Raw genomic sequence first — 20,242 nt, forward strand, 5'->3', positions numbered from 1 at the left:
TTCACTAAAAAAAACATGGAGATATACCATGACGTTTTCGTTTAAAACCTCAGCTTGTGCTTTGGTTGTTTCTATGACACTACTTCCAGCAATGGCAAATGCATGGGAAAAAGATAAAACCTATGACATTACTATCTTGCACACGAATGACCATCATGGTCATTTTTGGCATAACGACTACGGCGAATATGGGTTGGCCGCGCAAAAAACGGTAGTTGATGAAATCCGTCAGGAAATCGCTAAAAAAGGCGGTAGTGTGTTACTGCTCTCCGGCGGAGATATTAATACCGGCGTACCAGAGTCTGATTTGCAAGATGCGGAGCCTGATTTTAAAGGTATGAACCTGGTGGGCTATGATGCAATGGCGTTGGGTAACCATGAGTTTGATAATCCTTTGCAAGTGTTGCGTCAACAGGAAAAATGGGCAAATTTTCCATTCCTTGCGGCTAATATTTACAAGACAAGCACCGGTAAACGTTTGTTCAAGCCTTATACTATTTTTGATAAACAAGGTGTGAAAATTGCGGTTATTGGACTGACTACCGATGATACGGCAAAAATCGGCAGCCCTGCTAATTTCCCTGATGTTGAATTTCGTGTGCCCGCTACAGAAGCTAAAATGGTAGTTGAGGAACTGAAAAGAAATGAAAAACCAGATGTCATTATTGCAGCAACGCACATGGGACACTATGACAACGGTAATCATGGTTCCAACGCACCGGGTGATGTTGAAATGGCGCGCAGTTTGCCTGCGGGTTATCTAGATATGATTGTAGGTGGTCACTCACAAGATCCGGTCTGTATGTCTGTGGAAAATAAAAACTACAAACAGATTGATTATGTACCAGGAACGCCATGTTCGCCTGATCGCCAGAATGGCACCTGGATTGTTCAGGCTCACGAGTGGGGCAAATATGTTGGTCGTGCTGATTTTCAGTTCCGTAATGGTGAATTAAAGCTGACTCACTATCAGTTGATCCCCATTAATCTCAAGAAGAAAGTGCAAAAGGAAGATGGTTCTGCTGAACGTGTTTACTACACTCATGAAATTGCTCAAAACCCGGAAATGATCAAGTTGCTGACGCTTTATCAGGATAAAGGTGATAAACAGCTTGGTATAAAAGTGGGTTCTGTTGAGGGTAAATTGGAAGGAGATCGCAGCAAAGTTCGTTTTGTTCAGACTAATATGGCCCATGTTGTGCTTTCTGCCATGATGGAACGCGCTGATGCTGATTTCGCAATTATGAGTGGTGGTGGTATTCGTGATTCAATTGAATCAGGTGACATCACTTATAAAGATGTGTTGAAAGTGCATCCATTTGCTAACACATTGGTTTACGTTGAGATGAAAGGCAGCGAAGTTGAACAATATCTGGCGACGATTGCGAATATGAAAGTTGACTCTGGCGCTTATGCTCAATTCGTGAATGTCAGCCTGGTTGCTGATGGTAAACATGTTAAAGAGGTAAAAATTGGTGGTAAACCATTGGAGCCAAATAAAATTTACCGCATGGCAATGCTTGATTTTAACGCTATTGGTGGGGATGGTTACCCACGTATTGATAATTATCCAACCTATGTCAACACCGGTTTTGTTGATGCAGAAGTTCTGAAAGGCTATATCGAAAAGCACTCACCACTGAAAGCGGCTGATTATGAGCCAAAAGGTGAAATTGTTTATCAATAATCCCTGACAAGGTGATGAATTGAAAGGGCTGCCAATCTGGCGGCCCTTTTGGGTTGAGATTAAGCTTTTGCTATATCGGCAAAAGTACCCTTCAGCAAACAACACAGCTCAGCAGGTGCCAGTTCAATATCTAATCCCCGTTTACCGCCAGAGATAAACATAGTCGGGAACTGTTGTGCCTGGTTATCAATAACTGTTGGTAAGTGTTTTTTCTGTCCTAACGGGCTGATCCCACCGACCAGATAACCCGTGATTTTTTGGGCTATGTATGGATCAGCCATATCTGCTTTTTTGGCTTTAAAGGCTTTGGCGACCTTTTTCAAATCCAGTTGACCTGAAACGGGGGTAATGGCGACTACTAAATTTTTAGCATCACCATTAAGTGCGACCAGCAACGTTTTAAACACTTGCCTGGCATTCAATCCTAGTTTCTTAGCTGCTTCATCACCAAAATTGTGCTCATTGGTATCATGTTCATAGGTGTGAAGAGTAAAGTTAACTTTTTGTTTTTCTAATAAAATGATCGCCGGTGTCATAATTTCATTACAGAGGATAATTTTGTAATCTAGGATAACGGATGAAATAGAATTGTGAAATTGATATTCTGATTTCGGCTCTGTTGCCTGCTATACAAACGGGTAATACTCCGAATAATAAGAATAACGAAAATAATAGGTTATTCCTCTTTTGACTGGCCAATAGAAATATTGGCCTTTTTTTAACTCTGCTCTTCCATCAACATCTGAGGCAAATTACCCTCACCATATAAGTGCAAAGCTCCGACAGCGATCAAATACCGGCCGGCAGGTAATTCCCGTAAGCGCTGATTCCATTGCTTATTACGTTCAGTCATCAGCAGTTGATATATTTCTTCACTGAAAGTTGTTGGTAAAGCATGTTTTTGCTGTTCGGGCTGATAATCCATCCACCAACTTATCATCGTTTGTAAAGCGCGAGCATTGGCGTACCAATGGGCTAATGTATCTTCCAGTAGTGGCAGGCCGTTATTCGGTATTTGATTGAGTAACTTAATCTGTGATTCAGCACCTTCCAGTTCGATAATTGTTTTCCCCCGTGCTTTGGCTGCATTCAGTAGCTGATAATCGATACCATAGTGAGGGTACAATCCAAGATTCTGCGCTTGTTCAGCCTGTAAAATTAAAGCGATTTGCCATGAGGGTAATAAATTGAGCCATTCTTCGTGTTGCCGGATCTCATGGCAGCAGCGCTGAAAATCTTGATACATTTCAGAGGATAGACGTTGTTCAATACGGGAATACGATTGAAACTCATCATCATGAAATGGGAAATCTGCCTGAGTAATATCTGCTTCTACGATTAATGTATCGGATTGATTAAGCTGCTCCATTAATATTTCTGGAAGTGGAAACATGTTTTCCGTGCCCATATGAATACTGCCTACCAGATGCAGATGTTGGCCACCTGTCAGTGTAATATCACAAGCTGGATAAGGATAACGGCGGGATGAGTTCAGCCCCAGCATATTGGTAAGGTATTTAATCAGTCGTCCCATTTGAACTCCAGTTCAGCATTTATTTTTTAGGCTAACTATTTTCAGGTTAATATTACAGCTGTATCTTTATTCATTTCTATTGAATGTTTCTTTACTACTATCAGTATACAAGGAGATTTTCTTTCATGGCGGCACTTACCTTTGCCAACTCTTTAGTAATGACCATAATCTTTATCGATCTGAATGAGAACATTGACGGAGATGTGGTGATTTAATGCAGCGGCATGGATGGACATTGCTGTATGGAATGTGCTGGGGGTGGAAGTATAAGGCATGATCATGGATATGCATTTTTACTATCCCCCCAACATCATCAAAGCAGACTCATTTCTCTGGTGATTCAGAATTTAGGCTTAAACCTCAGTAATCGGTTAGCGTTACTTACCACCGTAATTGAAGAAAGCGCCATAGCTGCACCTGCTACTATCGGATCTAACAATGTTCCGGTAAAGGGATAGAGCACGCCAGCGGCAATTGGAATCCCTAATGTGTTGTAAATAAATGCGCCTAACAGGTTCTGTTTCATATTGCGCAGAGTTCCTTTGGACAGTTCAACCGCATCAGCCACACCATGCAGACTGTGACGCATCAATGTTATTGCTGCGGTTTCAATAGCGATATCACTGCCACCGCCCATTGCTATCCCAACATCAGCTTGTGCCAGTGCGGGCGCATCGTTAATACCATCCCCCACCATAGCAACCTTGTGGCCTGCTGCCTGAAGCCTCTGAATAGCTGCGGCCTTGCCATCTGGTAACACACCCGCGATCACCTGATCAATACTCGCTTCTTTGGCAATTGCATTGGCAGTCACCGGGTTATCTCCAGTCAGCATCACTAAACGGTAGCCCTGATGATGTAATCGTTTCAGTGCGCTAAGGGTGTCTTCACGCAATGGGTCACGAATTGACAGCACTGCCGCCGCTTTGCCGCCTGCCGCCAGAATAACTGGCGTGATACCTTTTTCTGCCTGTTGAGCAATCAGCGGTTTTAATTCCTGTGTATCAATTTGATTTTGTTCCAGTAATGCCTGATTGCCCAGCAACAGAGCTGTACCATTCACTTCACCACTGATACCCAATCCAGCCAGAGTGCGGAATTGTTCAACTTGCGGTAATTCCAGTCCTTCGGCTTTGGCAAGAATTGCTTTGGCTAATGGATGGTTAGAACCACTTTCCAGTGCGCCTGCCCAAATCAATACATTTTGTTCATTATATCCGTTGAAAGTATGGATATCAGTAACTTGTGGCATACCTTCAGTCAGTGTACCGGTCTTATCGAAAACAAGAGTGTCTAGTGTACTGGCTTGTTGCAGGGCATCGGCATCCCGTACCAAAACCCCGAATTCTGCGGCGCGGCCAACACCCGAGATAATCGACATAGGGGTCGCCAGCCCAAGAGCACAGGGACAGGCAATAATCATCACTGTGGTAATAATGACCAATGAATACATAATCTGTGGTGCCGGGCCAGCGAAATACCAAATGGTGCCTGCAATCATGGCAATCGCCACGACAATCGGAACAAACACAGAGGAGATTTTATCTGCTAACTGACCCATCTCGGGTTTACTGCTTTGTGCCTGACGTACCAGTTTGATAATTCGTGCTAATGTCGTCTGGCTGCCGACTGCGGCGGCAGTAAACAACACGGTGCCATCCTGCACGGTTGTACCCGCGTGAACGTTATCGCCTCTGGATTTCTGCTGTGGAATCGGCTCACCGGTCAGCATCGCCTCATCTATCCAGACTTCACCCTGAATGATTTCACCATCAACTGGTACACGATCACCCGTTGTCAAACGCAATGTCATTCCTGGTTTAACATCGGCCAGAGGGATCTCTTTTTCACCATCTTCTGTCACCACACGGGTGGTCGGTGGTGTCAGATCCAGCAGGCGTTCCAGTGCTTTTGAGGAGCGCTGGCGGGCCCGCTGTTCCAGAGCATGTCCCAGGTTTATCAAACCGATAATCATGGCACTGGCTTCGTAATAAAGGTGACGGGCTTGTGGTGGAAAAATATCTGACCACAGGTTGACACTGATGGAGTAAAACCAGGCGGCACCTGTTCCTAATGCCACCAGTGTGTCCATTGTGGCACTGCCATTTTTCAGGTTTTGCCACGCGTTGCGATAGAAATGACCACCGGCGAAAATCATCACGGCAAGCGTGAGAATCCCGATAGTCAGCCAGATGTTATGGTTTTCCGGGGTGAGCACCATATTATCGCCCATCATGCCCCATACCATTACTGGAATACCGACGACTAAGGCTAATGCCGACTGCCAGCGGAAACGGCGCATATTGGCTTCAGAAACTTGTTGCTGGCGCTCACGACGCTCAGTTTCATCCTGGATCAGTTCTGCACCATACCCTGCCTTTTCCACTGCCTGAATCAGTGCGTCAGGTGATGCGCTACCGGTAATCAAAGCGCTGCGTTCAGCAAGGTTCACTCTGGCATTTTCCACGCCATCGACACTTTGCAATGCTTTTTGAACCTTGTTCACACAGCTGGCACAAGTCATACCATCCAACAGCAACTGGATACTGTCATCACTGTCACTGACTAGGAATACATCAGTTTTTTCGACCGGAACAGAAGAGGTTGCCGCTGCTAAAGGTTCCGGTCTGTTTGAAGCAGATATTGTCAGCGGCTCAGATTTTGGGGAGTTTTGACCAGCAGCCAGTTTTGCGTGATAACCCGCCTGCTCAATGGCGGCAATCAACGTATCGGTATCGGCTTTACCGTAAACTTTAGTGGTTTCAGTATTCACATCTGCGGCGATTACGCCATCTACGGCTTCCAGCGCTTTTTTCACACGGTTAACACAATGCATACAGGAGAGTCCCTGTAATATTAAAATAGTGGTATGTGACATAAAAAACCTCCTAACACATAGTGATATAATTATTCTTCACATCGGTATGATAATTGATGATGATATCGACACAGTTCAAGTGAATTTCTGACTTGTTGCGAAGGTTAAACCTTCCCGCAAGGGTAAGGTCAAGGGGAAAAAATGAACATCAGTGAAATTGCCCAAAGAACCGGCCTGACCAGTAAAGCTATTCGGTTTTATGAAGAAAAGGATCTGATCACACCGCCGGAGAGAGGTGATAATGGCTACCGTTATTATCAGCAGAAACATATTGATGAATTAACGCTGTTGCGTCAGGCGAAACAGGTCGGTTTTACGCTTGAGGAGTGTCGTGAGTTTTTAGTGTTATTTCGCAATCCTAACCGTCACAGTGCCGATGTAAAAGCGGCAACGTTGTATAAAGTGGCTCAGATAGAAAAGACGATTAAAGAGTTACAGGAAATCAGAAGTAAATTGTTATCTTTGGCGGAAGAGTGTCCAGGAGATGACGGGGCTGCGTGCCCCATCATAGATCATTTGTCTGGTTGCTGTCCTCATCAATGAGAATCGACGGGTTTTACTTTCAGTGTAATACCATCAACAGCAATGACTTCTACTTCGGTATTGGCGGATAATTCTCTATCACAGTGAACTCGCCAGCTTCCATCTGCAAGCTTGATCCGGCTGTAACCATTTTCGGTATCCGCAGTCAGTTTAGCCTGGGTACCGATGAGCTGGTGGTCTTTCTGGTTCAGTGTATCGCTGCCTTTTGACGGACGGCTACGTAACCAGTAGCGCCATAGCACCACAGAGAGCAGCGTCAGCGTTGCAAACAGAATACCTTGCAATTCCCAGCCCATTCCTGGTAGTAACCAGGTGATAAATGCAACAACGAGAGCGGCTATACCGGTCCATAACAGATAGCCGCCGGTTCCCAGAAGCTCTGCGATTAACAGTAAACCGCCGAAAGAGAACCAAAGCCAGGTTGTTTGAGCCGCAAGTTGTGCAATCATGGTTATTTACCTTTTTTGCTTTCGCCAATCAGTTCAGCAATACCACCAATAGCGCCCATGAGATTACTGGCTTCCAGCGGCATCATAATCACTTTGCTGTTATCGGAGGCGCCAATGCTGGTCAGCGCATCGGTATATTTCTGAGCAACAAAGTAGTTAATGGCTTGCATATTACCGTCAGAAATCGCGTCAGAAACCATTTTGGTTGCACGGGCTTCCGCTTCGGCAGCACGCTCACGCGCTTCTGCCTGAAGGAATGCGGATTGACGTTCCCCTTCCGCTTTCAGGATCTGAGACTGTTTTTCCCCTTCGGCTTTCAGAATCGCCGCTTGACGGATACCTTCCGCTTCCAGAATATCAGCACGTTTGGTACGTTCTGCTTTCATCTGGGCGTTCATGGCAGAAATCAGTTCCTTCGGTGGGCGCACATCACGGATTTCAATACGGGTAATTTTCACGCCCCACGGGTTAGTGGCTTCATCAACAATATGCAATAGACGGCTATTGATGGAATCACGCTGTGACAGCATTTCGTCCAGCTCCATTGAACCCAGAACGGTACGGAAGTTCGTCATAGTCAGGTTGATGATGGACAGCTCAAGGTTGCTGACTTCATAGGCGGCCCGAACGGGATCGACAACCTGAATAAAGCAGACTGCATCAATAGTCACATTAGCGTTGTCGCGGGAAATCACTTCTTGTGAAGGAATATCCAGCACTTGTTCCATCATGTTAATTTTACGACCAATGCGATCGATAAAAGGGATAATAATATGCAGGCCCGGTAATAAAGTCCGGGTATAACGGCCGAAGCGTTCTACTGTCCATTGATAACCCTGTGGCACTGTTTTTACGCAAGTAAATACAATAACTACAGCGATAAATATCAGAATAGGGACGGCACCAAAAGCAAATAAGTCCATAGCAATTCCTTAATCAAATAAAATCAGTAAAGCAGCGAATAAACCTGGCGACGGTATTTCGACGCCAGAGTGTTACCGGTTCCCATCGCAGACATAATATCCATCATTGTTTTCCGTACTGCACCATTAGCGGCAGAAAGATCCTTTTTCAGGAAGCCCAGTAATAATTCCAGAGCTTCTTCGTTGCGGTTGACTTCGTGCAGTTTCAGAGCGAGCTTAACAGCCAGCTCTGCATTTTCCGATTGAGTGGAGAATTCTTGTTGCAATTGCTGGATCTCCGGTGTATCCGCCGCTTGTTTTTGTAACTCAATTTGAGCCAGTAAACTATGATAATGAGAATCTTGATCCTGCAAGGGAATAAGATTCAGAATTTCCTGAGCTTCTTCTATATTATTGAGCATAATTTGCACTTTGGTCAACGTTAGTGCAATTTCACTGTTTTTAGGGGCTAATTGCCAGGCTTCTTTTAACAGAGGCAGTGCTTCCAGCGGTTTTCCTTCTGCGATAAGTTCTTCTGCCTGAGCAGCTTTCAATTCTTCCGGTTTGGGTAATACGCGGGAAAGCATCTCTCTAATCGCGTTTTCAGGTTGTGGCCCTTGAAAGCCATCTACTGGTCGGCCTTGTTGCAACATATAAACAGTAGGAATGGCCCGTAAGCCAAACTGTGCAGCGACCATTTGCTCTTTATCGCAATCCACTTTTGCCAATATAAATTGATCTGCATATTCTGCTGCCAGTTTATCCAGAGTTACGCCCAATTCCTGACAATGGGGGTTATGTTCAGACCAGAAATAAAATAAAACAGGTATAGTCATAGACTGTTCAACAGCTTGGTGCAGGTTACTTTCGTTAACGTTAATTCCAGAAGTGGTTGGTAGCATATAATTAGTCTCTTAAATTCGATTGTCGCAGAGGAATATTAAACAGATGAGGTTATTTTCCTGACTTTCAAGTTGTACCACTCTGTTTACTCAGTATTTTGTCCATTAATCTTCCCGGTAAAAACCGGCGCATAATAGTGACAGCATGGGTTATCCAAGTAACCGGATAACGTAATTTAGGATTCGGACTTTCCAAAGCATGAATCAATTTGCGCACAACGGCTTCGGGTGTCAGGGTGAAATGGCGGGCGATCCTGGAATTTACGACGGGTTTATCGCGTTGGGTTTGATTCACATTTTCTGCAAAACGTGTTTTTATCGGGCCAGGTACAATCAAACAAGATTTAATTCCTGTTCCTGCCAATTCCATTCTTAATGCGTCTGACCATGCTTCCAAAGCATATTTACTGGCAGAATAAGCACCACGGCCTGGAGTTGAAATCAGTCCCATGACTGAACTGGTTTGGATAATACGGCCTTCACCATGAAGCTGCATTGCCGGGAGTAATAAACAGGTAAGTTGATGTGTACCAAACAGATTGGTAGAGAATTGGCGTTCCAGTTGTTCACGGCTGATGGTATTTAACGGACCATAAATACCAAAGCCGCCATTATTAAACAGTCCGTAAAGGCGACCATTGGTTAATCGGATAACTTCGGCAGCGGCACGTTCGACACTGATTTTATCGTCAAGATCCAATGCGATAGGTTCCAGCCCCAATTCGCGCATATGTTGTAAATCCTCGGGCTTCCGGCAGGCTGCTAATACTCGGTAGCCCCGTTGATGGAGTGTTTTGGCCGCCACCAGACCAATCCCACTGGAACAGCCGGTGATAAGAACTGACTTTTGCATAACTTTACCTGCTTATATACATCTATTTGTAAAAACTGATGGTTTACTACTTAAGAATGATTAAGGTGTACTAATAATATGTCAGATATCCAGTCGGCGATAAACGGTTGAGCGGCCAGATTGGGATGTAATCCATCCTGTTGTATCCATTCTGGTTTAATAGCGACTTGTTCCATGTAAAACGGGAGCAGGGGAATTTGATTGTGTTCTGCCAGTTTGGGATAAATTCTGGCAAAAGATTCGGTATAACGGCGGCCATAGTTTGGTGGCAGCCGGATCTGCATCAATAAAGGCTGAATATTGGCTTGTTTCACTAAAGTGATGATCTGTTGCAGATCCTGTTCTGTTTGTTGTGGAGGAAAACCGCGTAATCCATCATTGGCGCCAAGCTCTATCAGGACCCAACGGGGTTTATGTTGTTTAAGTAATTCGGGTAGCCTTTCAAGGCCCTGAGCCGCGGTATTACCGCTGATGCTGCTGTTGATCACAGTGATATTATTGCCGGATTTCTGCCACTTTTTGTCCATCAAAACAGGCCATGACTGTTCAACCGGCAGATGGTAACCAGCGCTAAGGCTATCACCCAGAATCAAAAGGGTATCAGCGGCAGTCGTTCTGGCGCAGAATAGCACCACCAGTAAAAGGAAGGGTAAATGGTAACGGGGAATATTCTTGAAGTTCAGCATCTCAGTAAGCACGTTGGTCAGGGGGAACATAGAATCACTATATTGCAGGGAGTCGGGTTGGTTGTCGAGCCTGCACAGACGATTGCTTTAGTGGGCGAATCGGGTTCGGGTAAATCTACGTTGCTCGGTATTATTGCTGGGTTGGATGATGGCAGTGACGGCGAGGTTCGGCTGCTGGGGCATAATTTAAGCCGGATGAATGAAGAACAAAGGGCACAACTGCGGGCTGAAAATGTCGGTTTTGTCTTTCAGTCATTTATGTTAATTCCGACGTTAAACGCATTGGAAAATGTCCAGCTTCCGGCTCTATTACGTGGTGAGTCGGAAAGTAGCAGTAAGAAACGGGCGGTTGAATTGCTTGAACAACTCGGATTGGGGAAGCGTTTAAAACATATGCCTGCACAACTTTCTGGTGGTGAGCAACAGAGAGTGGCGTTGGCACGGGCATTCAGCAGCCAACCTAAAATTTTGTTTGCTGACGAGCCAACAGGGAATCTGGATCGACAAACGGGAGACCGTATTGCAGATTTACTGTTTTCTCTCAATCGCGATTACGCCACAACATTAATTCTAGTCACTCATGACAGCCAGCTTGCGGCCCGCTGCCAGCGTTGCTTGCGGTTGGTCGATGGTAAATTGAGGGAAGAAAAATGATTTGGCGCTGGTTTTGGCGCGAATGGCGCACTCCTTCTTTATTGATTGTCTGGTTATCTCTGACGCTGGCCGTGGCTTGTGTGTTGGCATTGGGCAGGATCAGTGATCGCATTGATCAAAGTGTTCATTACCAGAGCCGGGATTTTCTGGCCGGTGATTTAGTTCTGCGAGCCTCTTACCCGGTAGATGAAGGGTGGTTACAACAGGCGGGAAACCTTGGGCTAAAGTTGAGCCGCCAGCTCTCTTTCTCCACAATGACTTATGCTGGGGATATTCCTCAACTTGCCAGTGTCAAAGCCGCGGACAGCTATTATCCATTATATGGTGAGCTGGAAACCAATCCACCGGGTTTGAAAGCAGAAAAGGGCACGGTGCTGGTAGCATCTCGTTTGCTTGAACTGTTGAAAATTAAAGTTGGCGATAATCTGGATGTGGGTGATACCACACTAAGGGTGAGTGGAGAATTAATTCAGGAACCAGACAGTGGTTTCAATCCATTCCAGATTGCACCGCGGATTTTGATCAATCTTGATGATGCGCAATCCACCGGCGCTATTCAGCCCGGTAGCCGTTTGACGTACCGTTATATGTTTTCTGGTGATAAAGAAGCGGTTTATCAATATCAACAGCTAATTGATCCCCAACTTAAGGCTGATCAGCGTTGGAATACCTTGAAGCAGGATAGTGGCGCGCTGGCAAAATCTATTGATAGGGCGCAGCAATTCTTGCTGTTATCGGCTTTGCTCACATTATTACTTGCTGTCGCGGCGGTAGCCGTATCAATGACTCACTATTGCCGTAGCCGCTATGACTTGATTGCGGTGCTTAAAACACTTGGTGCGGGACGTTGGGCGTTACGTAAATGGGTGATTGGTCAATGGCTGGTGATATTGAGTGCGGCAGCGTTGGTGGGGGCGCTGCTTGGATTGATGTTTGAGTATCTGCTGGTGCAGATTTTGGCACCTATGTTGCCGAAGACGTTACCGCAAGCAGGCTTCTGGCCGTGGATATGGGCGTTAGGGGCATTATCTGTTATCGCTTTACTGGTGGGGATACGTCCATATAAACAGTTAATGGCAACCCAACCATCAAGGGTGCTGCGTGATGATATTATCGCGCCCATCTGGCCGTTGCGTTATTACCTGCCGTTGGTGGCGCTGGTGGTGATTGGCGGGCTGAGTCTGCTGGCTGGAACTAAACCGATGTTATGGGCGTTACTTGCCGGCATGATGATTGTTGCGGTATCACTGGCTGTGCTCGGTTGGGGAGGATTGTGGTTATTACGTCATCTGAAATTTCGCCAGCTCAGTTTTCGTCTGGCGGTTAACCGATTACTGAGGCAGCCATTGCAGACGGTAACTCAATTGGCGGCTTTCTCTTTATCATTTATGTTATTTGCTCTGTTGTTGGTAGTCAGGGGAGATTTGCTTGATCGCTGGCAACAACAACTGCCAGCGGACAGCCCAAACTATTTTCTGATTAATATGACTGGACAGCAAATTTCACAGGTAGAAAATTTGTTGGCTCAGTATCAGGTTAAACCGGCGGAGTTCTATCCGGTGGTATTGGCCCGTTTGACGGAAATTAATGGGCAATCGGCGATAACATGGGCAGATGCCAGAGAACCGGACAGCAACACTGTACGACGGGAATTGAACCTGACATGGAAAGAGGAATTGCCGCCATTTAATACCCTAGTAGAGGGAAATTGGCCACCAAAAGAGGATGAAGTTTCTATTGAGAAGGGGGTTGCTGAACGTTTGGCAATCAAAATCGGCGATAAACTGACATTCAGTGGCGATACGCAGCAATTCAGCGCCACAGTAAGCAGCATCCGACAGGTAGACTGGGAAAGTTTTCGGCCAAATTTCTTCTTTATTTTCCCAAAACAGGCATTGGAAAATCAGCAACAAACCTGGTTGACCAGTTTCCATTATCAAGGGGATGGCCGACTGCTAACCAGCCTTAATCGCCAGTTTCCAACGTTGAGTTTGCTTGATACTGGTGCGATGATTAAGCAAATTCAGGGTATTTTGCAGCAGGTAGGCAGGGCGTTGGAGGTCATGGTTGGGCTGGTTATGGTATGTGGCGCATTACTCCTGTTGGCACAGGTTCAGGTAGGGATGCATCAACGACAACTTGAGCTGGTGGTTTACCGTACCTTGGGAGCCAGTAAGCCATTACTGAGCCGTACTCTCTGGAGTGAATTCGCTTTGCTTGGATTAATGGCGGGTTTTACTGCGGCATTAGGTGCTGAAGTTGCGCTTTGGTTGTTGCAGACAAAAGTGTTTGATTTTCCATGGCAACCAGAGTGGCGAATGTGGCTCTTACTGCCAGTCATCAGCAGCCTGTTACTTTCGTCGTGTGGTAGTTGGCTGGGGATCAGGTTGTTACGGGGAACGGGATTACACCGGCGGGTTCAGGGGTAAAAAGGCGATATTTGTAACATCCGGGGAATGGGTAAGATCGCCGATACGGGGTGAACCCATTCCCAAGGAGTTGAAGCCACATTAATTTGCTGATTTGTTTATCGTTGTTTAAGCAAATTCGGCCCTGAGTTGTGGCAGGATTTTGGCGCCGAAAGTCGTGAGACCTTCGACATAATCAGGGAAGATCAACATAACTCCATCCAGCTCGCATTCACGCAGTAAATCTGACAATTGTCTGCGACAAGTTTCTGGGTTGCCGATAGCCGTGTGGGTCATAAAAGCATTTTGGGATCGTTCAACCATAGCATTGCTTTTTTCACCAACATCGACGCCGAAACTATGCATCATGCTTTTAACTGCGCCGATATCCAGGCCATCACGATAGAACTGAGCCAGAGTTTCAGCTTCTTCATCTGTTTCGGCGCAGATAATCGTACACATACAAAAGGTCTTGGTGGTTGAACCGTATTCTGCCGCAATACGTTTGGCCATTAGGCTTATTTGCTGTGTCTCTTCTTCATCCTTACCACCAATGAAACACACATCAGTATTACGTACACTAAAGCGTAGCCCACATTCTGATTGACCGGCACAGACCAAATAAGGACGTGGAACGGAAACAGGTTTGGGTTCAGAAACACAATTCTTCAAGTTAAAGAACTCTCCCTGATGATCAACCTGCTTCTCGCACCAAAGCCGTTTGATTAATTGGGTCCATTCTTCAGTCATTGCATAACGCTGATCGTGATCTAAATCACTATTCCATTCTCCCATTTGTTCAAATTCGTCTTTGAATGAACCGGAGACAATATTCAACCCGGCGCGTCCATGACTAATCTGATCCAATGTGGCAATCATCTTGGCTGTCACAGCAGGATTATGCAGCCCGGCATGCATGGTCGCGATAAGTTTGGCGTGATGAGTCACTTCGGCAATGCCGGCCATCATCGTGACGGATTCCAGCGAACAACCCCAATGTTCGGTCTCACCGCCGAAGCCACGCCATTTGCTCATGGACATAATGAAGTCCAGGCCGATTTGATCAGCCAGAATAGCGGCTTCACGGTTTTGTTGATAAGAAGCATCCAGTGGTGGTGTATTTTTAGAAATAATCCACCCGCCTTTAGCTATGGGCAGGAATACACCGAATTCTTTTTTTGCCATCATTGATTCCTTCTTTTTATGTTGTAAGGAATACCTTTTCAGGTCCATTTTGTTTTTAAATTCAGTTAAGCAAGGTACTGTTATCAGGGTGTTTCTTCACTATTTGTGAAGGTGGTTGCATCGTGAATGTGATAATCAGAATGGTAAACACGGGTATGGCAATAATGAAGAATGCAGGGGTAAAACTACCTGAATAATCTTTAATCGCTCCTACCAGGAAAGGAGCGAAACACGCGATAGTGGAGATCAGGTTCACCACCGAGAACAATTCCAGGTAAGGCTTACGCCCAAAGTAATTGAACAGTAATAGGCTGGATGCCAGAAAGGTCATGCCATAACCGATGCCAATACATAAAGTAAACAGGATTAAAAATGTCCATGAAGAGGCAGCACTGAGTGCGATAAGACCACAGATAATTATCGACAGACTGCCGATAAGAAGTTTTTTGGGATCGAGCCATTCACCAACAGCTCCTCCGGCAAATCTTGAAAATGCATTGATAAAAGCCAGAATACTGAGTGACGAAGCGGCAACAGACTCACTGAATCCGTTTTCGGTGATATGGGCCACAGCAAAACTGTTAACAGTTATTCCGCACAATAAGAAAGAGGTATAAGCGGCCGCAATGGCATAGAATTGCCAGGTTTGCAGTGCTTGCCGGGCATTCCAGATTTCCTTGGTGCGATAGATACTGGAAGGGGGTTGATCTTGTTGATTTTTACTGACTTGTTCAGCATGGGCGCTTTCCTTTTTGCCTTCGCGCATCACTAAAATAGTCAACAGGCTAAACAGGGTCAGTAATATCCCGGAAATCGCCCAGTGCATACGCCAGCTTCCCCAGAATGCTGTTGCCAGGAAATAGATCCATGGACCAAGCACTCCACCTAATCCACCAATGGTGAAATAAATACCAAAGGCCAGCGACTGTTTTTCAAAAAGCCGGCTAATGACATAGGTTCCGGGAACGGTAGCCATAAGGCTAAAACCGATCCCCAGCAATGTTGTGCCGGTGAAATAGGCAGTAATACTGTGGGTGTTGTAGAGGATGTAAAAACCGGTGATGAAGATTAGCGTACCGATCAGCAAAGTGGCCCGGACACTCGTATGACGAATAAGCATCGCCGGAAGGTAACTGGATAGCCCACATGACAGGCCAAGTAAAGTGAATCCCAAACCTGCATCAGTCCAACTCCAGCGTAATTCCTTGATCATGCTGGGTAACACAACGCCCAATGAGGTAAATGTCGTTGCGGTGACCAGAAAATAAACCAGACCCAAAAGTATCAGCAGAAGCCACTGATAAGTACGTCCGAACCTGTCGTGTTGAATGGGCATCTTGACTCCATAATGGATAAAGGTCATCAAAAATTTCTGATATTTTATTTCGGTATCAGAAAAAACTATATCGAATAAAGATCCCGTAGCTAAATTGATCCGTTCGATAATAAGGGGTATCTTTTATTTTGTATTTATTTTTTATTGGGTTCAGGACAATGCCAGTCCATAAGTGACCTGGTTGATTACCTAGGAATTTTCCTAAATCATAGTGCAACTCGGGTTTGAAATCGATAGTTTCGGGTTGTCCATGTAAGCCTAATGTATAATCAAAAGTTCCGACAACCCGGAAATCACCTAAACGATTATTGAAGGGAATTCCATAGTCAATATGAATTCGCTGATCATTCCAGCTCCCTTTGGCGTTATTCTCAAAATAAAAAATTGTACGTAACCAGCTAATCCAGTCTGCTTGCCAGTCAATGCTGATACCTGGGAAGTAGTCGTAATTCATACTTTTGGTTTTAGCAACCCATTGAGCGAACAGAATATCTTTTAACGGCCCAAAAGAAATGTCATGATCAGTTACTTTACTAAAGCTTATTCTTGGCACAAGTTTATAATAGTAGGTGCTTTTATCACCGGTATAATCACTTTGCAGTGAATTCTGCCAAATACTATAGACGTACATATCTCCGACACTGTAGTCACCGAAAGCCTCTAAAATGGGTGAGATCGTTTTTCTGGGATCGACCCGGTTTTCAAATTGCATATAAAGGCTGGTATCAACAGATTGAAAATTAACAAAATCACTTGCCTGAGCTTGATTGATTACCGGTAGTAATAACAATATTGAAGATAATTCTCTCTGTTTTAATCTGGTGCTGATCCAATACCAAGCCATTGCCAGATAAGCGGCACAAGAAAATGGAGAAGAGAGCCCTAAAGTGAAAAAAAACGGTGGGCAGCTTTTAGGATGGTGGGCTTTCCCGGTAAGTAACACGAGGGTTCCCCTTTTCATACGTTATCGGACTAATAATAGCGATAGCATTGATCTAATGAGTCGGTTTTGTCAAAGGAAGATTTGATTTTATTGATGAATGGTGAACTGTGTAGAAAGATAAGATTATTCTAACTTTAGTTATTTTTTTAGTATCGCTAATATATTGATTATTTAGTTAGCGATGTTTTTTGTTTAACTTTATGTTCCAGATCGTAAAGAATATTGTTAATTTATTGTTGTGTGGAAATATTTGTACAATTGTGACTTAGGTCACTGAATTTTATGATTTTATTTATAATGATAAATAGTCATAGAAATGATAACAATGAATTAATACTTTCTATATCATAGTGGAATTAAGGCTAAATAAGATTCCAAAATAGCGCTACATCTTATACTACTCATAATTCTATATATAACAATGGGTTGAAGAAGGCCATGTGTAGCAAAATTATGAAATGTTATTTAGTAGTGAATTATAATTTAAATATTTTGAATTGCTATGTGAAATATTTTATAAGATGTAGTCTGTTATTGTTTGCGAAATATTTATATATTTTAGAGTTATCATTAATTTAAATTACAAATCTTATTTTATATTTAGTTGTTTATTTAACAATAAAATCGCATAAATTTAATATAATTAAAAATCACTATATTAAGTAAGTAATTAAATTTTTTATTTGTGAGATTTTATATATTAAAATCATAAATATATAAAAACTTGATAAAATAAGTCGTGAAAATACCATTAATAACTCTTTACCAGAAATATATTTCAAGATAACATAAAGGTTATTATTCAATGGTTTTTTTACTTAATATAATGGGGTGATTATGTATACTGGAATTGTACAAGGAAAAGAAACAGTATTATCTCTTGATAAAAAAAATGGATTTAGTACATTAACGGTAAGTAATATTAACCACTTCTTTGATGATGTTTCTGTGGGGGCGAGTGTTGCTATTAATGGCACGTGCTTGACCGTGACACAATTTAAAAATGATATTGTTTCTTTTGATATTTCAGATTTTACTGCTGATGTGACCACATTAAAGCTTTTAGGTGTGGGAGATAAAGTTAATATTGAAAGATCACATCAAATGTATAAAGAAAATGGCGGGCATAGTCTGTATGGGCATATTGAAGGCGTAGCAAAAGTCGTTGATTTTATCGAAACGGGTGAAACTTATCGATTAATTATTAGCATTCCTGAAGATAATATCAAATATTTTTTCCATAAAGGTTTTATCGGTCTTCATGGTTGTAGTTTAACAATAAATGGCATAAATGAAGAAAATAAAACCATAGAATTGAATTTAATTCCAGAAACATTAAGGGCGACTAATCTTAGTGATATTAAAATTGGCGATTTACTGAATTATGAAATAGATCAAACAACGAGAACTATTGTAGATACGGTAGCCAGAGCGATTAATGCTAATAAATTAACACAATAATTAAAGGAATATAAAAGAATTCGGAACGAGTGGGAATGTGGAGCGGTAAATTATTTTATTTCCGCTTCCACATTTAATTCCGGGCTATTAGATGATAAAACAGCTAATTTAATTTTTCCTGCACCCACTCCAGACCACTCTGATATTCAGGTGGTAGCATTGGAATTAGTTTTCGCAACGTATCTTTTAATTCGTTTTTATCTGAATAAGAAAGATTAAGGTGACCGACCTTACGCGCCGGACGAACTTCTTTCTCATACCAATGCAAGTGTACTAATGGCAAACTGAGCCATTGATTATTGATATCTGTGCCAATCAGATTAACCATGACTGATGGCGCAGTAACTTCTGGGTGAGGCATAGGTAAATCCAGAATAGCGCGAAGGTGTAATTCAAATTGGCTGATGGAAGCGCCGTTCTGAGTCCAGTGACCACTGTTATGAACCCGTGGCGCCAGTTCATTAATTAGTAAGTGATCATCGACGATAAAACACTCCATTGCCATTACGCCGACATATTTCAGCTCATGCATAATGGCTGACAACATGTTCTGGGCTTGTTGTTGTAAATGGCAATTTTCCTGAGGAAAGGCAATGCTGGCCCGCAGAATGCCATCTTGATGCAGATTGTGAGTCAATGGATAGAACACACAATCACCACTTTCATTGCGTGCACCTACCAATGACACTTCACCAGAGAAAGGAATCGCCTGTTCGGCAATACATTCACCATAAATATCGGTCGGTAACTCTGTTTCATCTCCGGGGCGGATGCGCCATTGTCCACGGCCATCGTAACCGCCGATACGGCGTTTAACGATGACGAAATGACCAAGCTCTGCGAATAGTTGCGGCCATTGGCGGATATCAGACAGTAATTGCCACGGAGCAGTTGCAAGCCCAAGGCTATCTATTAATTGCTTTTGTGGCAGGCGATCTGCCAGGCGGGGAAAAATATCCCGATTAGCAAAAGCCTTATGGCGGGCGAGTTCTTGGGTAAGGGCGGTTTCCGGCCAGCGCTCAATTTCGGCGGTGATAACACTATTTTGGTAAGGAACGGCTTCGGGTTCTGCATCCAGGCCAACCGGATAAACTGTGATGCCTAAAGGCTCGCCCGCCTGACGTAGCATCCGGCCGAGCTGACCGTTACCTAATACACAAACTGGCTTCATGCTTCCTCCCGTGGATCGGGATTATCGAGTACATCTTGAGTTTGTGTTTCACGCCAACAGGTAAGGCGTTTCAGCAAATCTTTATCATGACGAGCCAGAATCTGTGTTGCCAGCAAGGCTGCGTTTGCTGCGCCTGCTTTCCCAATCGCAAGTGTACCGACGGGAATACCTTTTGGCATCTGTACGATTGAATAGAGGCTGTCTACACCATCAAGTGCCGCACTTTGTACGGGTACGCCCAGAACCGGTACCAGCGTTTTAGCCGCCAGCATTCCGGGTAAATGGGCAGCACCTCCTGCGCCAGCGATAATGACATCAAAACCATGTTGTTCAGCTTGTTCGGCAAAACTGAACAGCTTATCTGGTGTACGGTGGGCAGAAACGATTTCAACATGGAAGGGGACATCAAGGGAGGTGAGAATATCCGCCGCGTGCTGCATAGTCGCCCAGTCGCTTTTGGACCCCATAACGATGGCAATTTTGGCGTTGTGTTGAGTTGTTCCTGCTGAATCAGGCCGGGCAGTCATAAATCAAATGCTCCTGTGTTTTAACGTCCACCAGAACGAAAATAGCGCTTTAAGGCCGCGAATCATACCATGCTCGCAAGCTAAGGAAAACGATTGCGTTGCTTTATACTTTGGTTGTGCTGG

The 20,242-nt window shown here is 44.1% G+C and carries 17 protein-coding genes and 1 pseudogene; 5 read left to right on the plus strand and 13 right to left on the minus strand.

What is annotated here, in order from left to right:
- Positions 1-28: 28 nt before the first annotated feature.
- Positions 29-1,687: a bifunctional UDP-sugar hydrolase/5'-nucleotidase UshA gene (gene ushA, locus VY86_RS03025; RefSeq protein WP_046973882.1), complete on the plus strand. Its 1,659-nt coding sequence runs from the start codon at positions 29-31 to the stop codon at positions 1,685-1,687.
- 59 nt (positions 1,688-1,746) lie between these two features.
- Here the strand turns inward: ushA and ybaK are convergent, their stop codons facing one another.
- The 3 genes and pseudogenes from ybaK to copA all read right to left on the minus strand — a co-directional run.
- Positions 1,747-2,223 carry a Cys-tRNA(Pro)/Cys-tRNA(Cys) deacylase YbaK gene (ybaK, locus tag VY86_RS03030; protein WP_046973883.1) on the minus strand — a complete coding sequence of 159 codons (477 nt, stop codon included), beginning with the start codon at positions 2,221-2,223 and terminating at the stop codon, positions 1,747-1,749.
- Between the two features lie 182 nt (positions 2,224-2,405).
- Positions 2,406-3,221, minus strand: coding sequence for a TraB/GumN family protein (locus VY86_RS03035; RefSeq protein WP_023043781.1), 816 nt, complete (start codon positions 3,219-3,221; stop codon positions 2,406-2,408).
- 340 nt (positions 3,222-3,561) lie between these two features.
- Positions 3,562-6,090: pseudogene (gene copA / locus VY86_RS03040) on the minus strand (copper-exporting P-type ATPase CopA); the annotation flags it as partial.
- Between the two features lie 150 nt (positions 6,091-6,240).
- Here copA and cueR point away from each other — a divergent pair.
- A complete protein-coding gene (gene cueR, locus VY86_RS03045) occupies positions 6,241-6,642 on the plus strand; it encodes a Cu(I)-responsive transcriptional regulator (protein ID WP_046973885.1) in 402 nt (133 codons plus the stop codon).
- On the opposite strand, the gene VY86_RS03050 is transcribed toward cueR, so the two are convergent.
- The 5 genes from VY86_RS03050 to tesA all read right to left on the minus strand — a co-directional run bounded on the left by VY86_RS03050 (position 6,636) and on the right by tesA (position 10,431).
- Positions 6,636-7,091 (minus strand): NfeD family protein, encoded by a 456-nt coding sequence (locus VY86_RS03050; protein ID WP_046973886.1) that lies wholly within the window; start codon positions 7,089-7,091, stop codon positions 6,636-6,638. The genes cueR and VY86_RS03050 overlap by 7 nt on opposite strands.
- Before the next feature lie 2 nt (positions 7,092-7,093).
- Positions 7,094-8,014: an SPFH domain-containing protein gene (locus VY86_RS03055; RefSeq protein WP_021323827.1), complete on the minus strand. Its 921-nt coding sequence runs from the start codon at positions 8,012-8,014 to the stop codon at positions 7,094-7,096.
- Between the two features lie 23 nt (positions 8,015-8,037).
- Positions 8,038-8,895, minus strand: coding sequence for a co-chaperone YbbN (locus VY86_RS03060; protein WP_046973887.1), 858 nt, complete (start codon positions 8,893-8,895; stop codon positions 8,038-8,040).
- Between the two features lie 67 nt (positions 8,896-8,962).
- Positions 8,963-9,748, minus strand: a complete 786-nt coding sequence (locus tag VY86_RS03065) for an SDR family oxidoreductase (protein WP_021323825.1) — start codon at positions 9,746-9,748, stop codon at positions 8,963-8,965.
- 50 nt (positions 9,749-9,798) lie between these two features.
- Positions 9,799-10,431, minus strand: a complete 633-nt coding sequence (tesA, locus tag VY86_RS03070) for a multifunctional acyl-CoA thioesterase I/protease I/lysophospholipase L1 (protein ID WP_193386979.1) — start codon at positions 10,429-10,431, stop codon at positions 9,799-9,801.
- Here tesA and ybbA point away from each other — a divergent pair.
- Both ybbA and ybbP read left to right on the plus strand, forming a co-directional pair.
- Complete coding sequence (gene ybbA / locus VY86_RS03075; protein WP_021323823.1) at positions 10,402-11,088, plus strand: putative ABC transporter ATP-binding protein YbbA; 687 nt, start codon at positions 10,402-10,404, stop codon at positions 11,086-11,088. The two genes, tesA and ybbA, sit on opposite strands and share 30 nt — an antisense overlap.
- A complete protein-coding gene (ybbP, locus tag VY86_RS03080; RefSeq protein ID WP_046973889.1) occupies positions 11,085-13,517 on the plus strand; it encodes a putative ABC transporter permease subunit YbbP in 2,433 nt (810 codons plus the stop codon). Before ybbA ends, ybbP begins: the two co-directional genes overlap by 4 nt.
- Before the next feature lie 108 nt (positions 13,518-13,625).
- On the opposite strand, the gene VY86_RS03085 is transcribed toward ybbP, so the two are convergent.
- From VY86_RS03085 to VY86_RS03095, 3 genes are read right to left on the minus strand one after another with little or no spacing between them, the layout of a single operon-like run.
- Positions 13,626-14,684 carry an LLM class flavin-dependent oxidoreductase gene (locus VY86_RS03085; protein ID WP_046973890.1) on the minus strand — a complete coding sequence of 353 codons (1,059 nt, stop codon included), beginning with the start codon at positions 14,682-14,684 and terminating at the stop codon, positions 13,626-13,628.
- A 58-nt stretch (positions 14,685-14,742) separates the two neighbouring features.
- A complete protein-coding gene (locus VY86_RS03090) occupies positions 14,743-16,017 on the minus strand; it encodes an MFS transporter (protein ID WP_046973891.1) in 1,275 nt (424 codons plus the stop codon).
- A gap of 55 nt (positions 16,018-16,072) precedes the next feature.
- The gene (locus VY86_RS03095; protein WP_046973892.1) at positions 16,073-16,978 is read right to left on the minus strand and encodes an outer membrane protein OmpK; all 906 of its coding nucleotides are present in this window, start codon (positions 16,976-16,978) and stop codon (positions 16,073-16,075) included.
- Positions 16,979-17,797: 819 nt separating this feature from the next.
- Here VY86_RS03095 and VY86_RS03100 point away from each other — a divergent pair.
- Positions 17,798-18,421 (plus strand): riboflavin synthase, encoded by a 624-nt coding sequence (locus VY86_RS03100; RefSeq protein ID WP_046973893.1) that lies wholly within the window; start codon positions 17,798-17,800, stop codon positions 18,419-18,421.
- Between the two features lie 103 nt (positions 18,422-18,524).
- Here the strand turns inward: VY86_RS03100 and purK are convergent, their stop codons facing one another.
- Positions 18,525-19,592, minus strand: coding sequence for a 5-(carboxyamino)imidazole ribonucleotide synthase (gene purK, locus VY86_RS03105; protein ID WP_046973894.1), 1,068 nt, complete (start codon positions 19,590-19,592; stop codon positions 18,525-18,527).
- The gene (gene purE, locus VY86_RS03110; RefSeq protein ID WP_046973895.1) at positions 19,589-20,119 is read right to left on the minus strand and encodes a 5-(carboxyamino)imidazole ribonucleotide mutase; all 531 of its coding nucleotides are present in this window, start codon (positions 20,117-20,119) and stop codon (positions 19,589-19,591) included. The genes purK and purE overlap by 4 nt, the downstream gene beginning before the upstream one ends.
- Positions 20,120-20,242: the final 123 nt, after the last annotated feature.

Origin of the sequence: Photorhabdus thracensis, from assembly GCF_001010285.1 — a bacterium.
Taxonomy (GTDB): domain Bacteria; phylum Pseudomonadota; class Gammaproteobacteria; order Enterobacterales; family Enterobacteriaceae; genus Photorhabdus; species Photorhabdus temperata.